The sequence below is a fragment of the Vibrio sp. 10N.222.54.E6 genome (genome assembly GCF_041473955.1).
GTDB classification, from domain to species: domain Bacteria; phylum Pseudomonadota; class Gammaproteobacteria; order Enterobacterales; family Vibrionaceae; genus Vibrio; species Vibrio tasmaniensis_A.
This window is the reverse complement of sequence record NZ_JBFRTD010000047.1, coordinates 20668-36258: the sequence shown is the minus strand read 5'-3', so window position 1 is coordinate 36258 and position 15591 is coordinate 20668. Positions and strand designations below refer to the sequence as shown.

Sequence of the window (15591 nt, the reverse complement as noted above, 5' to 3'; positions counted from 1 at the left end):
ATTATCTAAGTTGACATTTTTACGCGACATACGGAACAGGGTAAGCCTGTATACCTCCCTATGGGAAAGCTACCTGTGAAGGTGGCCGATAGGTATGCAGGTAAAGGAGGTTAGAGAAAGCAAATGATGATTTCGAATGAAATTAGTGCATCTTCTTACAACGAACCGTGGTCTCTCAATTACTGAGTGCTCATTGGCGAGGTATTAAAGCTTCAAGTGCGTATCGCAAAGGTAATTAACACGAAGAGCTAATGTTGCGATCAACTTTTGGTCTCGCTCTAGTCCTATAACGATTTAATTACTGGGTGCTTCACTGTGCCTTTGTGGAGGCTTGAGCCGTATGCAGTGAAAGTTGCACGTACGGTTCTGAGGAGGGTGGCACCTGGTAACAGGTGCCGTCTATCCGACATTTCCTTTCGGCTTGAAGAGATTTGGCGGATCAAAACCAAACTAGAGATTGATAGTAGTTGGATGTAGCTTGCGTTACTTAACTGAGCCATTCTTGATAACAAACTAAGATCGAGTGATTTTCTCTACTTCCGGGGTTGCGAGGTCTCTTCGCAAAATAGGATATTTAGCCGTGTTAAGCAGATTCAGAGAAAAACAGACCTTGAAGTTCAATTTGAGAAAAAGACAAGAACTCAACAGAGTCTCATGAAATGGATTTTGATGACTTCCAACAGCCAGCAATTTTCTTTTCCAAGCCAAATGCGAAAGCAACAACCGATTAGGTATATACAGGCTTAAATTAAAAGTTGGAATGTTCGATTTTCTTCTTTGATTTGTAGGCTTTCATTGAAATTTTTAAGACAAGTTGTTCTTGTTTCGTTGAAATGAGCTGCTTAGTTAAAGCTTTGTGGTGTAGGTCCGTGATAAAGTTTTTTTCCCAAGGCGTAAGGCGGTCAAACCTTAATAAAATAGTGTCATTTAGTACATTGAACAACTCGTATTGGCTTTTATCCATTCGACTGCTAAGCATTCAATTAGAGCACTTAGCTAGAGAAATGACGTTAAGGCTTTCTACGTTCTCATTTTTGCCTAAGGTAATGATTCGATAAGAGACCCCCCTCTCTAATAGTGGTCTTATTTCGATGTTGTCACAAAAACTAACGGCGACTTTTTCTACTAAGCTGTCCATATTCAAAGTTTTCTTTTTTACGAAAATAAGAGTGACACTATTGCCCTCTGACTGAGCATTTACGAGTGTGATTGAGCCTAACTCTTGTGGCAGTTGGCTTGAGATAACCGTCGCTCTATAATCGGCAAGCCCATTAGATTTTATTGGGCTTATCTGACAACCGTTAAGCATGACACTGACGAAGAAAATTACTGTTGTTCGTTGCATTATGCGCTTCTTCTCCCTTTAGGTGCCTTAAAATATTTATGGATATAACGTGAAGACATAGAAGATAAGAGCGCACTGTAATCTAAACTGAATGTGACTTTTTCCCCTACAAGTAGTGGTTTCTGTGAGGATTCAAGGACAAAGTGATCGCTAGTTGAAGACATGATCTTAATCCCATTCGGAGCCTTAAGCCCGCTGACACAAACATCTTGGCGGCCTAATGCCAGAATAGCTTGTGATACCTCCCCTCTATCTTGAAGGTTTTCTTTTTCACCAAAAGCATTTAACCCCCGACTTCCCCAAGGCAAAGTCGGTTTAATCTTGGATTCAATCACTTCAGCGGTCAAAGAAACCGCATCCGTATGTAAGCCTTTGATATTTTCGTGCTCTAAAGGCTCACAGCCTAAAAAAATTGCTTCTCCTATACGAAGGTTATTGACTCGAGTTAAGCCTGTTCTCTGAAGAGCCCAGTTAACTGAAGCAGAATTACCCCCTGAAATAATTTCTAGATTGACCCCAAATGTAGCTTCAATTCCATCGGCAAGATCAGAAAGAATATTCATATTTTGTTCATTTGGAGCGACGCCATACCGACAGGCTAAATTCGCACCAATTCCTTTTATCGTGATGTTCGGTAAAGAAATAATCTCTCGGATAAAATCAATCACGCGATTCGGCATCACACCTTCTCTGAGATCGCCAAGCTCAACCATAATAATGATACCGTGACGGCAATTTTGTTGTTCCGCTGCATGTGAAAGCCTCTGAATTACTTCAACTTCAGAATTTAAACTCATATCACTGTATTTTATTACACTCGCCACTTGACTTAGCATGGGCGTACGTATCAGCATTTTAGGGATAGCAATGCCTGATTCAGTCATCTTTTGAAGGTTTTCCATTCTTGAATCGGCTAACATTGTTACGCCAGCATCAATAAGAACTTGTGCGATGATAGGGTGGCCGAGGAAGACTTTTGTTACAGGTGTAACGGATATATTTTTTAGTGAGAGCTGAGTGATCAGGTACTGAGCGTTATGGTGAATCTTCCCACAATCAATGTCTAATCTAGGGCAGTTCACCCTTTTGCGGCCAGTTTTCTTGCTATCATAGGGAAGGCTGACGTTACGATGTGCAGTAGATGTTCGACAGGCTGTGATAATGCATCAGTAACCGGTATACCAAATTCGGTAGTGTAGCTGTCTATCGCACGACAGGTTTCATCTAAAGACATATCTTCATGATTCAGTGTTAGTCCAATAACATCGGTATTAGAAAACGTTTCGATAAGATTGATTTCTGAAGCAATCGAAGGCATTGGGCAATCAGGAAAATCACTACGATATAAACGTTTAGGAGCATGTTGCAATATCACACCCGCTGGACAACTGCCACGTAAGATAAATGCGCTGGTTGAAAACGCAGGATGACTCAAGGCTCCTTGCCCTTCAATAATAATCAGGTCCGGATTTTCTTTTTCATAGGCCTGTACAATGACAGATTCCAACTCACCGGCACAAAATTGTGAAGGGACAGCATCGAGTGCAACGCAGTATTGTGCGCCTTGCATAATACCTGTTTGACCAGTGGCAATCAGAACGACGTTAAGGCCTTTTCTAGTCAGTTCATTCGCTAATATTGTTGCTGTTGTTCGTTTTCCTAGCGCGCAATCCGTCCCCATTACAGCAATTCTCGGACATTTAACGTTATGTATTTTCCCGCTAAACGTTTTCAGATCGCCTTTACTTTTGGGTTTGCGAGTATCGAATATTCGAACGTTATTCTTTAAGCTAGCTTCTAAAAATAGAGGATCATCAGTTAGGAATTCATGTAAGCCATTTACGATGTTCATTCCTAGTGACATGGCATTTAAAATGATGCTTTTATCTAAGTCAGATAAAAAACCACTTGATGGCGCAATGCCAAAGATGAAGTAATCGGGAATGCTTTCCGCGTGAATGATAGCTTCTTCAGCATTGGCAAGGATCGGTATTCCATTGGCTTTGTTATCAAGTACTTCTCCAGCATCTAAGCCGGCAGATACACTATCAATAACCGATAGAATACGATAGCTTAATGAATGCCTCACTAGCCCATTAGCGGTTTTACCATCAATTTCACCGAAATTACCTTCGCAATATATAATTGCCGAAGGGATGACAGGTTTCACTTTCTGAGCAAGTGGTAGCCAAGGAGCGATATGAGTTACATTGTAGTTGGTTTTAAAATTTTCAATTCTAGTGAATTTGAAGATGTTTCTTAACTTTTGGGTTGAAATGGACATAATTAAAGCCTGCGGTGAGGCTTAGAAGGGCAACTAAGGAGTGCCGAGATGTGAGTTCGGAAAAGAAAAGAAGTCCCTACTAAGCGGTAGGGATAAAAACCAAGGTAACACACTTACCAGACTATTGTTGGTTAATATTAAGACACTTCTGCGTCTATCACTTTGAAAATTAGCCCTTACTAGAGTGAGTTATCGCCCGAGAATCGACTCAATTAACATCCTAATATCAACACAGATACCTAAACCGTTCAACTTCCTCATCAGTACGTGTTGGCATTGCTTTGATAAGTCTTCCTCTGCGCTTGGGAGCTCGTCTGTTTAGGTTTGGATGCTCTCACTTTTCGATTTTTAGGTTTACTCATAAACTGACCTGATAATATTCCACGAATGACTTCCCCTATCGCCTCAGAAGATAGCGATACTTGCGCATCATTCACATGGGCAAACGAAGCGTTGACGGAATACGCTTATGACCTAACAACTGCGGTGCCATTCATCATTTTTGACAAAAGACCATCTCAGCCCCGTCACCTCTTAAATTAGACAACCCATTAAAAGGAGCAATTTTAGCACCTTAAAACGATTTTAAGCTGCTTTGGCTCTTCCATACTTAAGATGTGTGATTAAGCTATTTTTTACGGTTTTGCTTAATGCCATCACAAGGATTCTCCATACAAGACGCTGCTGAACAGCATACTTAAAAATAGAACGAAGCACATCAAGGTTACGGTTGGCAGCGCCAGCCTAAGTCAACTAAATTCATCAAATCAACGTTGTACATGGTATGAATCAAGGCTACTGACGGGATAGCACACAAACTCTGGCAATAAATGTCTTTTCAAGGCACTCCTTGCTGTCCCTATCGAATCAAATTTCCATGTCGTGCACACCATAAACCATACATGACTCCTTAACCAATTCATCAAATTTATTGCAGGATTATTAGACAAAAAATCCCTTTATACAGAAACCATTTCCAACGTGTTCCAATCTTAGCCGAGTGGTTAACTCGCGCAGCTCAAGAATCTACCTTACCGCCTTTTGACCACTTTTTTCTTAATTCAAAAAGAGTGGCAAGAGTTGAAAATGGCGAGTTGGCTACATGACTGTGGAAAAATCACGACACCCGAAAGTGTGGTCAAAAAATCAACAAAACTGGAAGCGATTTATAACCGGATCCACGAAGTAAGAATACGCTTCAAGCTTCTTAAACGTGAGGAAGAAATTACGAAATTGAAGTCTTTGGTGCAAGCGTATCCAGTTGGATGGTGAGATCAACTAATAGAAAATTGTGAACAGTTGAATCAATATTTTTAATTTTTAGCTCAGCTTAATTTGGGAGCAGAGTTTATCACACCAACTGAACCTAATATCATCTCACGAATGTGGACTCTAACCTTAAGTAAACAACTCGGTACATCTTCAGAAGAAATGAAGCAGTACACGAAAAAAGATAAATACCCAGCCGAAGCAATATCAGGCGAATAAAGGATAAATGCACAACTTAGGTATTCAGAGCGGCACGTTAACAGAGAAAGAACGGTTTATCATCAACGATCACATTGTTCAAACCATCCATATTTTGGAGTAGCTACCGTTCCCACAACATATTCGAAACTTGGCAAAAATTGCGGGAGGCCACCATGAGAAAATTAATGGTAAGTGTAACCTATGGGCTTAACGGGCTCAGAGATGCCTCTTACCACAAAAGTCATGGCCATTGCCGATCTCTTTGAAGCGTTGACCCTGCTCTGTTCGCTTTTTTTTTAAGTTCGAGGGTTTGTAAACGTCTTACTGATGACTATTTACAGCCTGAGCAAATTGATGAAGTAAATATTAACGATTATTTAACGTGATATCGACGTTAAGAGCCTGTTCCTAGTCGTCATAAAGAGAAGAGGCCGATACGCGAACGTTGTTTCTCTCGTCCTTTCTACTTTCTTCGCAAACGTAATCTTCTCGCATCGGCTCAAAACTTGTTACGCCGTCACAATATATAATCCTGACACCTTAACCTAGATTGTCTTCTAGTCTTATGGAGTCGGTAGATTCGAAATCCTTAACGAGCACCTCATGTACCTAAACCGCCTTTACGGTGGAGTCAAAATCGGTCGAATTCACCTAGATATATCTCGGCGGATCTTGTGGGACAAACTGTCATGCGGCCTCCTAAAAACTGCATCGAACATAAAAACAAAACCGGCTTTCTTTTGCGCGAGCTGAGCGGTAATTTGCAATGCATCGATGGTATTACGCGCCATCCAATCGACTTTGGTAACGTGAATAATGTCCCCTTCCCTCGTAAAGCCCAACAACTGGTTTAGCTGTTAAATTTGAACGTCGGACGTTTAGTCTTAGGTACTGACACGGACATAGACAATTTTCATGAAATAAGCCTAGAATAAAACCAAATTTGGCGCCTAGTACTGTTGCCATTATCCGACACAGCATTGAACCATCCAGTTGCAAATTCTGATTAGCAATATAGACGATAATTTTATTTTCCATGCTCACTTAGAGTGCTTTGAGCACTTGTGAGGTAAGACGTGCAATACGGCTGACTTCTACAAACACCAAATTACCTATCCCAACCTTTTTGGTAGAGTCATAGAGCCCGTGCTTTTAGTTTGCTACATATTGGTTGTCTGAAGAGACTCCTAAATATGCGTAGTTCACCATGTTTTCACCTTAAATAAGATTATCTAAGGTAGACAAAAAAGTGAACGGATATAAGAAAGTGCGAACAGAGTCAGACAAAAAGACAGCACCGAAATTCGGTGCTTTTTGAAAATGTGAGAGCTAGCTTACAAAACGTCTCTGAGGTTTTTACGCTCTTCAATTTCTTCTTGTTCCGGGATAGTTCCAGGCAGCGTAATTTTTTTTGGATTTTGCTTAATACTTTGCACCGATCGAACAGACTTAGACGTCTTGGATTTCAAACTGAATACCTGTGGATTAATCGTAAGGTTTTGTCTTACTTCAACCGCAAACTCTTGATTTTCATTTTCAGGTAAATAATTACTCTTAAGGTACTTAATCGACAGGAAATCCTTGTTTCTCTTTAACGTAAATAAGCACTTTGTTAATCGCATTATCGACGTTAAACCAGCCCCAGATGCCATGGTAATTTCTTGATTACCACGAATTTCCTCTTTATTCACATGATGAACAAGCAATAAACTAGCGCCTGATTCACTGGCAAGGCTTTGGAAGACATTTTTGATTAAGCGATCGTGTTTGACTTCCTCACAACGGCCTATTGACTCAGTCACGGTGTCTACTATCACTAAATCGAATTCAGAGAAAATTTGTTTGAGTTGTTCTAAATACTGCTTATGTTCTACTTTTTCTTGTGCAGAGCTGTCGGGCGGGAGCACTATCGGTTCAATGTCCGTTAAAAAATGTAGATTTTTTTTTAGCTCTGACTTAATGGTGGCAGTGCAATTAACCAGCTTTTCTTTCATTCGAGATTGAATCACGCCAGCCCCGTCTTCTGAACTCAGTACCAAGGTTTTAGCCGGTTTGTCGGCCGCGCTCATCCCTAGTAAAGACATTGAAGAAGCGTGTTCCATCGCAATACAAAGTGCAAGGTGAGATTTACCGACATTCGGTGCGGCAATCAACATACCTACATGCCCTTTGAGTAAGCCTTTTATACTGAACTCTAGGCTTTGGCTCGCAGGTGAAGACATCAAGCTATCAAGAGATTGAGTAATCATGATTTACCCTCCCCAATATAAAAGATCTGTATACCATTACCAACATCGCGAAATTGAAGACTAAAATCTTTTTCAATTTGCACGGCATTGGCCAACAAATCTTTTCTTAGATCGCTACGGAAGCTATGGCTGACTTTAGAAGCAATAGACTGAATGTAACTATCGAGCGCCCATTCAAACTTTTTGTTATGTAAAAATTCTGCTTTGTGCGTGGTAATGTATTTTAAGAATGAGCGAACTGACGGTTTACTATAGTTGGTCATTTTGTGTTGTTCTAATCGATAATAGTAACCATGGTCGCGTATCGCTTGTAGCAAGCGCATGTCTGGCACTAAGAATACATGGTTAGTTAGATTCTTACTGTTTTTACGGCCGGTTTTGAATTTACTTCGATCACAATAGAAACGGTAATCTTGCACAAATTCTAAGGGCTTTTTGCCTACAACGTTCTGTTCTTCATCGAGTTCATTAATCACCAAATGAGCCGTTGCCAATTGAGTAATACGACGCTCAATTTGATCGTAGTTCGGACGAGTTGTCGCCATTCCCATTCGGGTTGCTAGCTCATACATACTCATCGATAAAACGGTTGCATCCCGGTCAATAAAAGAGTCGAAACCATCTTGTTGAGTGTCAGAAATATCACCATCAGAAATGGTTTGATATACTTGGGACCAATTTAAACGAGATCCCGCTTCATAAGAAGCATCGTCGAGTTGAATAGTTTGAGCATAGGCCAGCATAGTCTCGAGGATATCGCGATGAGGTTGTAGGAGATAATCTACATGTAGATCAACCCTGAAGCTTTTCCCATAGCTATTAATATTAACACTCTCTAATGGGTGATTTGGATCTGTACCACCACTCTGAGCAATTTGAATCAATTTTGACTGCATCGTTGAAGTCAAACGAGAAGCAGGATGAAAAATAGTTGCTCGAGAGAACAGAATCGATGAGATAAACCGATTTTTTCGGTCTTCTTCATTAATAACCGTCAGGCTAGAGTTGGATGATAACGTCATGATCATTACCTAAGAATGAGATAGTATCATTTTAACAGATAACCTTACTTACATCATCAACTTCGGTAGATGTCTATATTATTTCGGTAAATATCTATAGCTCGTCACATAAATTATGTATAAATATCGGTAAATAACTACTTGTTTCGGTAAATGTTTAGTTACTTCACAATGATCAAACTATGTATTTAATTCATAATTTATCTAATGTTTTGATCGTTTTATAACCAATTTAGGTTAATTATCATAAGTTAACTTAAATTAATGATCTTACCTTTCTTTTAGATCGGCTAATGTTAATACTAAAAAATCTTATTTCGGTAAATGTTTATATGTTTGATCGTTTAATATCAATATAAAATCGGTAGATGTTGATATTGAATCGGTAGATGTTGATATTGAATCGGTAGATGTTGATACATTTAGATGAACTCTAAGAAACTAGAAACTTTAGGATCTAGTTTCAAGATATACCAACTTCACTTAGGCTCAGTCGGTAACCCAACAACTAACATCAAATCTCGAGAGATTTTTGATGTTAGTTGTTGGGTAAATGTTAGTTCTCTAATAATTTTATGTCTTACTCTTAATGTTTAGCTATATTTTTTACCAATTGCATGTAATTGATAAATGGGTTGGGTTTGTAGTGGTCTAATGATCTTAGGTACTAAACTAGGTGGTAAATCGCTACTATTAATGCGGGCTCTTATGGTGAAGATCTTTTTCGTTTTTTAGATCATCCCAGGCTGTAAATCAGTTTCATGCATTACTCGTCACTGCGCCTGACTGAATTAAACGAGCTTGCTATGTCTCCTCGATTTTTTATGCAGTCAAACCTATTTATCATTTAAATCTACTTACGAAAAGTTTCTCTCATGCGAACTAAAGAAAGAGCTTCAACATTAATGGAACACTTTGGTGTGATCATGTGTAGCTGCGATATTGTTGGTTACAGCATGTGCTAATCTACAGAGGTTAGGCAAAGAGTTTGCATTTACCTAACCTCTTTGAAGTGAGTTCGTTACAAACTTCATCAGGAAAGACATCCTGACACCGATGACAGTAGTTTTGATAGAATGAGAAGGATCCTAAGACAAAACTATATGTAGCGAAGAGAAGCAGAGGGACTTTCGATAAGAGAAACACAAAGATTTTTGAAACGCTATATCGTTTGTAAATTTCCCTCCATTATATTGAAAGATTTTTCAGTTATGATGTAAGTATTGACATGGGATCGTCAATGCTCCCATGGAGAAGTTATTCATAAATTTGAAAATCGAGTGGACACAAGCTCAGCCGCTATTACCTGATGAGCTACTACAATCGGCAATAGCCTCCTCAAGCAAATGATGAGGCCTATAGATGTTAGGATTGGACAAAGGTTGATTCGTGTTGTGATGAGTTGTGTGTGTTGAGCGCTGATTATATTAATGACAGTGGGATTAATTTGCCTTGGGAAGAACCTTAAGTGCCAACGCCAGAAATCAAATATTACGAACTCTCGAATTTCAAAGGTTAAGTCAATAATTATAATTTACCGCCCCTTTCTCTCACTCTTGGATAGAAATTGGCTTCAGAGGCTATTTCTACTATCGTCCCTGAGAAGATTAACTTTAAAATCGACTTAAACCTTGTTGCGTAAATGAAATCCAACTTTGACGAATGTGTTCCTGAAGCTTGCTCTGAAATTACTGATTATTAAATTGAAATTGTCGGTAGGTGCTGTTCCACTCCACAACCGAACAAGCTCGCGAACGTTGTAGGAATACCAATGTCATGCAACCACGCTAACTTTGTAGCAATCTTTATCAACCCTTAGATGGGAAATTACGTTTATCGCTTAATTGGGCTTTATCTTTCTTTAGAGGCAAGAGTATAGTGGTCCAATAAAATTGGTCACGGTTTTCAAGACAATCAATCGTTCTGAGCCAATGAGTGTCAGAACACCATTATACTGATATGGCCTAAGTTGGCTGGAATATCTAATTATGTATTGGATGATTTTTTGAGTCTCTGCAAAGCTGCGATAATTTATTGCGGGAATCCACTTAGTATTTAAGCTTCTAAAAAACGTTCGATTGTCGCCTACTCCCTGCAATTTTTTCGTCGAGATAAGTTTTTTATCTGGAAGCACCGCAGTAATTGATGATACTTTCCACTTATTTAGTGACAGCCTTGGCCGCTGCGGTCCATGATATTTTTAGGTTTCCGACGAGCTTGTAAGCCATCGATAAACTTTATCTCTTGTCCGACTGTTAAACTATCAGCAGAGTCGTGGTTTTTTTAATATTTTCCCCGTCTTGAAATATGTTTATACATTGAGGACTAATTATGACCATCCCAAATAAACACTACGTTAAGAGCACTCAGCGAGATTACACACTAGGCTTTAAATACAGGTTGTGGATACCATTGAAAATGGAGAAATGGATTATTTAGTCAGTTCAAGGAAGAGCACGATGCCGAAATCACCGAGGGCGGCAAGAAGCCTTCGAAAAGAAAGTAAGCGTAATTAGGGCTTGTTCGTTACGCGATATTTATCTTTAATGTGTATATCAGAGAGAAAAATTGTCAAGGTGAGCTTGCACTAAGGCGCTTCATGTCTCGACTAGGAACTCACAAGCTTCACTTCTCTTACTAAAACCTCAATTGATAGCTAAAGGAATAAAGCTGGGCCGCGATGTTTAGTTTAACTACCTTCAAGAAGAGCGGTTGCTGGTTAAGCCAAAATGGAGCTACACCAAAACAATGAAAAAGGCATTGAATGAAAAAGCATCCGAATTTGGTAAAATAAATGTTTTCTTCAAAGGTAGAGGAGTTTTTGGTGAGCTACATGACTTATGTTCAATCTGATGAGGGCGTTCATTAGTTGTCATTGTCAACGGACGCCTTCATTCGTAAGATGAACAGGCCAAATAATATGTATGAAAAAACAAAAAATTCCGTTACAGGCTTGCTAAAAATCGTCAACCTATTTAAGACGAGATACCTTCTTTTAAAATTCACGAATTTCTAGTTGTCCAGATGTCATAGGTGAGGCATTAGGGCTTTCTCTCGTAGATCTGTCTAGCGAATAGCAGAACACCGCTTAGCTTTAATTTCGATGTTTGAAGCCACATATGCCAAGCAGATGAACTGTTCTCTTCTAATACTCTCCTACCCTGCCCTCCTACCAGTATCCAAGCACAATGTAGTGTCTCAGTCACACCTTAATTACCGGTGTGATTTACGCTGTGGTATCGACGTTTCATGTTGCTATTTTTTTCTGGTGCAACCGACATATAAAAAATCGAGGTCCAAACTCCTTGGTTACTCGCTGTCTCGCCTTTACTTTGGTTTGGGATAACCAGGGGGCTTGGGGCAATTTATAACTGGTGACCGATTGAATACGTTATTTTAGCTTGGGTCGTAGTGGTGTGTGTTGTCTTGTCTTTTCGCAACTCACTGGCAATATTAGTTTCGCCCTTTTCTTTTTGATTGGGTATCAAGAAGGTTTGATGGGCTTTTATAGAAAAACAGCTTTAGATTGATTTGATTGTGGGAAAATTTGTCAATGCTCAGCCTGAGCATTGACAAATTTCATGGTTTTTTGAAAGATAATGATTAGTGTGCTGATTTGTATTTTTTCCAATAATCAAAGCTGTTGAGTAGGGCAAGCTCAATACCTTGTTCATGGTATTTATACGACACATAAAATCGTTCGATGTAAGCGTAGAAAGATGGGAGACGTTGTTGGAGAGCCGGCCTTTTTTTAGGAGGATGGACACTAACCATTAGGTAACCTATGACTTGTTTATTCTTTTTTGTTTCAGCGACAAAAAAATAGATATTTTTATTGTTTAGCTTCTCCTTCATCATTGATTCCGTAAAAACTAGATCAATGATTCTGATTTTACTGAAATTGTAATCACTTAAGCTGTATTCGTTCTGCTCTCTCTTGTAATGGCTAATTTTACTGTGGCTGCCTGTTAGTTGCTCGTGACACAGAGCATTGATAGAGGATATGTCGTTGAGCGTCGCTTTTCTTATTAACACCTTAATCTCCTTTTTCCTGTTATCTTTTTGAAGCAAAACGCTAAAATGCGAATTAAAAGATATGTGTGTCCCCTAGTAATTACTAGGGGCTAATAGATGGGGTTGCATATTCGTAATATTCTTTTGCGCGTTGTTTTAAAGCCTGGATTAGCGTATTTGGTAGGTTTCTTTCTTTTATCCAATTTTCAAACACTTCTATTGAGGGAAATGTGACAGAAGAGATTAGGCTTGAGCTTTGAACTAAGTGGTTAAGCCAATAAAGGGTCTGTAGGTCTTCTAGAGGAGTTCTGGGGAGTAGTAGTCTTCCTTTTCTAACTTTTCCTTTGATATAAGGTTTGGCTGAAACCTCAAAGGTTTTACCTTTTGAAAACGGGTCTGGGTCTATCAGGATTGTGCTATATCGTATGTAGAGTAGATATTCCTGCTCTATCTCATCAAGCTCGTTGAAAGAGACTATTTTGTCCTTGGGGATAGTCTTTTCATGTACTCGGTGATGTTCATCATTTAGCAACTGCAGTAGATTAATCGGTTGAGCTGAGTAATGTTCAAGTAGGCGAGAAACTGATTTCCAGTGCAGTAGTAAATCCCTAATCGAACTCATGGTGATTGGCCCTTCTGGGTACAGTTTATACATGTACTTAACTTCGTCTTCCTTAGACAACATGTGATCTAATGAAAACGTATTGATAATAAAAGCAGGGTGTACATAAGTAGCAATGTTTCTGCCTTCCACACTGAACGAGTTATCTAAAGGGATGACTTGAACATCAATTTTTTCTAAAGCGTTTCGCAAGGCGCTCAATAAACCATCATTGGATTTAGACTGGTAAATATAAACTCGTTTTTTTACTGTTTTGGTTCTGACCGTGAGGACCCTATTTTTGTCCGTCGGGTTAGAAGTAAAATAAGACGTCGCAAAGTAGCTAGAGAAGAGCATTATATTTGGAGAGGCTCCTTTCTTTTTTAACATTCCTTCTAAAATAAGACACCCACCGAGCATTGAGGACATAAGAATGATTTGTTTTAAGTTCTTTAATAAAATTTCAGAAAAGGAAGACAACACATCACAATAGGCGTGAGCTGGAGTGGCTAAAACTAACGTATCCCAAGAGGAGGGAAGGGGAGATAGCTCTGTATAAAGTTCATTAAACTTAACTAATCCGACTAGTGTCGCTAATTGTGGTTCATTCACCTTACAACAAACAACGTATCCGTGTTGTTTGATTAATCTTTGCCTATTTTCCCACTGAGGGGAGCTTTTGCCGATGAGGGCTATTTTTTGACTAAGAGGAGCCATAATTTGGCTAGTTTGAATGCCGACCGGCCCCGCTCCAGCAACCAATGTGTTCCCTAGTATCATAATGGGCTCTCCATATTTCCATTTTCCTTCTAATTTATATGCTCTAGGTATATTTTTCATTCTCATACCACTACTTTTATAGTGCTACTTTCTAAGTCCATTGTTTATTTAATTATCTTTATTAATTAAAAAAACGGTGATGTCATTTGGTCAGGTTTTCTCATGGCTATGATGCTTTTTTAGAGGGCTTTTAGGTGTTGTTAATATGTTTATTAATATTTAATTTACGCTGAAATTAATACCAAATTTTATTTATTTGATTAATCTTTATTTAAGTTGGGAAGGAGAGGTTTGGGTGTCCGAATAATGGGCTTCTTTAGTTATTTCTAACCAACTTACCCTTAATCGTTGGAAAATGTTTGGAGAGAACCCTATGTCAGCAATTAGCAACAATCAAGAACAGCCTATGGATTCACACTATTTGCCGGAGCCGTATCGAATCCGGGTTATTGAACCAGTTAAAAGAACAACAGAACAAGAGCGAGAGCTGGCGTTAATGAAAGCGGGGTACAATCCTTTTTTGTTAGATAGCGATAAAGTGTTTATCGATTTACTGACCGATAGTGGCACCGGGGCAGTAACGCAGGCCATGCAATCCGCAATGTTGAGAGGTGATGAAGCGTACAGCGGCAGTCGAAGCTATCGGACGCTTAGCCAAACGGTAAAAGATATATTTGGCTATCAGTTTACTATCCCTACACACCAAGGACGTGGCGCTGAACAGTTGTATGTACCTGCCTTGATCAATAAGCGTGAACGAGATAAGGGGCTAGAACGAGAAAAGATGGCCGCATTTTCAAATTACTTTTTTGATACCACTCAAGGGCACACTCAAAAAAATAACTGTCGTGTGATGAATGTGCCTTCTCGTGATGCCTTTAATACTGAAGTTAAGAGAGATTTTAAAGGCAATTTTGACTTGAAAGCGCTCGCGTCTGGCATTGAAGAGATCGGGGCTAAAAATGTGCCCTATATTGTGAGTACGATTACTTGCAATTCTGCAGGTGGTCAGCCAGTTTCTCTTGCCAATTTGAAGGCTGTTTATGAGTTAGCGCAGTTTTATGATATTCCCGTAGTTATGGACTGTGCACGGTTTGCAGAGAACGCCTATTTTGTAAAGCAACGCGAAGAGGGATATGCTGAATGGAGCATTCAAGAGATAACTAGCGAAGCTTTTAAATATGCCGATATCTTTGCTATGTCAGCGAAAAAAGATGCGATGGTTCCTATTGGGGGATTGCTTGCTTTCAAAGATGAAAGCTTGTTAGATGTTCAATTAGAATGCAAAACATTATGCGTGCTATTGGAAGGCTTTCCAACCTATGGCGGGCTTGAAGGCGGTGCTATGGAGCGCCTAGCTGTCGGACTCTATGATGGGATGGAAGAAGATTGGTTAGCTTCCCGTCTTCAGCAAGTTGAATATTTAGTAAATGGTCTTGAAGCGTTAGGGGTTCGTTGCCAGCAAGCTGGCGGTCATGCTGCATTTATTGACGCAGGTGTGCTCTTACCTCATATTCCGCCGGAACAATTCCCTGGGCATGCTTTATCTTGTGAGCTTTATAAAGTGGCGGGTATTCGTGGGGCTGAAATAGGGTCCTTATTGCAAGGGTGTGACCTTGAAACTGGTGAACAACTGCCTTGTCCAGCGGAACTGTTGCGTTTAGCCATTCCCAGAGCAACCTATACGCAAGCTCACCTTGATTACATTATTGCTGCTTTTAAAGAAGTGAAAAAACGCGCCTCATCTATTTCAGGTTTGAAGTTTACTTATGAACCTAAAGTATTGAGACATTTTAACGCTACGTTAGAACCTGCACTCTAAGTTG

Annotated in this window: 8 protein-coding genes and 4 pseudogenes; 2 read left to right on the top strand and 10 right to left on the bottom strand. The window is 39.5% G+C overall.

The annotated features are described in order from the left end of the window. Window positions 1–375: 375 nt before the first annotated feature. Window positions 376–735, top strand: a pseudogene (locus tag AB4513_RS22705) (hypothetical protein); the annotation flags it as partial. A gap of 13 nt (window positions 736–748) precedes the next feature. Here AB4513_RS22705 and AB4513_RS22700 read toward each other — a convergent pair. From AB4513_RS22700 to AB4513_RS22655, 10 genes and pseudogenes are all read right to left on the bottom strand, one after another. Then, the gene (locus tag AB4513_RS22700) at window positions 749–979 is read right to left on the bottom strand and encodes a hypothetical protein (RefSeq protein WP_016800070.1); all 231 of its coding nucleotides are present in this window, start codon (window positions 977–979) and stop codon (window positions 749–751) included. Next, window positions 980–1345: a type II secretion system pilot lipoprotein GspS-beta gene (gspS2, locus tag AB4513_RS22695; protein ID WP_102258277.1), complete on the bottom strand. Its 366-nt coding sequence runs from the start codon at window positions 1343–1345 to the stop codon at window positions 980–982. Continuing rightward, window positions 1302–2427: pseudogene (locus AB4513_RS22690) on the bottom strand (alanine/ornithine racemase family PLP-dependent enzyme). The gene gspS2 and the pseudogene AB4513_RS22690 overlap by 44 nt, the downstream one beginning before the upstream one ends. After that, the gene (locus AB4513_RS22685; RefSeq protein ID WP_016800067.1) at window positions 2424–3629 is read right to left on the bottom strand and encodes a DUF1611 domain-containing protein; all 1206 of its coding nucleotides are present in this window, start codon (window positions 3627–3629) and stop codon (window positions 2424–2426) included. Before AB4513_RS22685 ends, AB4513_RS22690 begins: the two are co-directional and overlap by 4 nt. 2120 nt (window positions 3630–5749) lie before the next feature. After that, window positions 5750–5956: pseudogene (locus AB4513_RS22680) on the bottom strand (recombinase family protein); the annotation flags it as partial. A gap of 91 nt (window positions 5957–6047) precedes the next feature. Further along, window positions 6048–6308: pseudogene (locus AB4513_RS22675) on the bottom strand (resolvase); the annotation flags it as partial. 125 nt (window positions 6309–6433) lie between these two features. Then, window positions 6434–7348, bottom strand: coding sequence for an AAA family ATPase (locus tag AB4513_RS22670; protein ID WP_102258280.1), 915 nt, complete (start codon window positions 7346–7348; stop codon window positions 6434–6436). Continuing rightward, on the bottom strand, window positions 7345–8370 hold the full coding sequence (locus tag AB4513_RS22665; RefSeq protein ID WP_016800063.1) for a hypothetical protein: 1026 nt from the start codon (window positions 8368–8370) through the stop codon (window positions 7345–7347). Before AB4513_RS22665 ends, AB4513_RS22670 begins: the two co-directional genes overlap by 4 nt. Window positions 8371–11973: 3603 nt before the next feature. Next, window positions 11974–12405: a GNAT family N-acetyltransferase gene (locus AB4513_RS22660; protein ID WP_016800061.1), complete on the bottom strand. Its 432-nt coding sequence runs from the start codon at window positions 12403–12405 to the stop codon at window positions 11974–11976. An 82-nt stretch (window positions 12406–12487) separates the two neighbouring features. After that, the gene (locus AB4513_RS22655; protein WP_102258281.1) at window positions 12488–13831 is read right to left on the bottom strand and encodes an opine metallophore biosynthesis dehydrogenase; all 1344 of its coding nucleotides are present in this window, start codon (window positions 13829–13831) and stop codon (window positions 12488–12490) included. 340 nt (window positions 13832–14171) lie between these two features. Between AB4513_RS22655 and tnaA the strand changes: the two genes are divergently transcribed. After that, a complete protein-coding gene (gene tnaA / locus AB4513_RS22650; protein WP_029203693.1) occupies window positions 14172–15587 on the top strand; it encodes a tryptophanase in 1416 nt (471 codons plus the stop codon). Window positions 15588–15591 lie beyond the last annotated feature (4 nt).

Excerpts from the sequence above, each read along its gene's own strand:
- AB4513_RS22655 (WP_102258281.1), bottom strand. The coding sequence starts at position 13,831 with ATGAGAATGAAAAATATACCTAGAGCATATAAATTAGAAGGAAAATGG.
- tnaA (WP_029203693.1), top strand. The coding sequence starts at position 14,172 with ATGGATTCACACTATTTGCCGGAGCCGTATCGAATCCGGGTTATTGAA.
- AB4513_RS22685 (WP_016800067.1), bottom strand. The coding sequence starts at position 3,629 with ATGTCCATTTCAACCCAAAAGTTAAGAAACATCTTCAAATTCACTAGA.
- AB4513_RS22700 (WP_016800070.1), bottom strand. The coding sequence starts at position 979 with ATGCTTAGCAGTCGAATGGATAAAAGCCAATACGAGTTGTTCAATGTA.
- gspS2 (WP_102258277.1), bottom strand. The coding sequence starts at position 1,345 with ATGCAACGAACAACAGTAATTTTCTTCGTCAGTGTCATGCTTAACGGT.
- AB4513_RS22670 (WP_102258280.1), bottom strand. The coding sequence starts at position 7,348 with ATGATTACTCAATCTCTTGATAGCTTGATGTCTTCACCTGCGAGCCAA.
- AB4513_RS22665 (WP_016800063.1), bottom strand. The coding sequence starts at position 8,370 with ATGACGTTATCATCCAACTCTAGCCTGACGGTTATTAATGAAGAAGAC.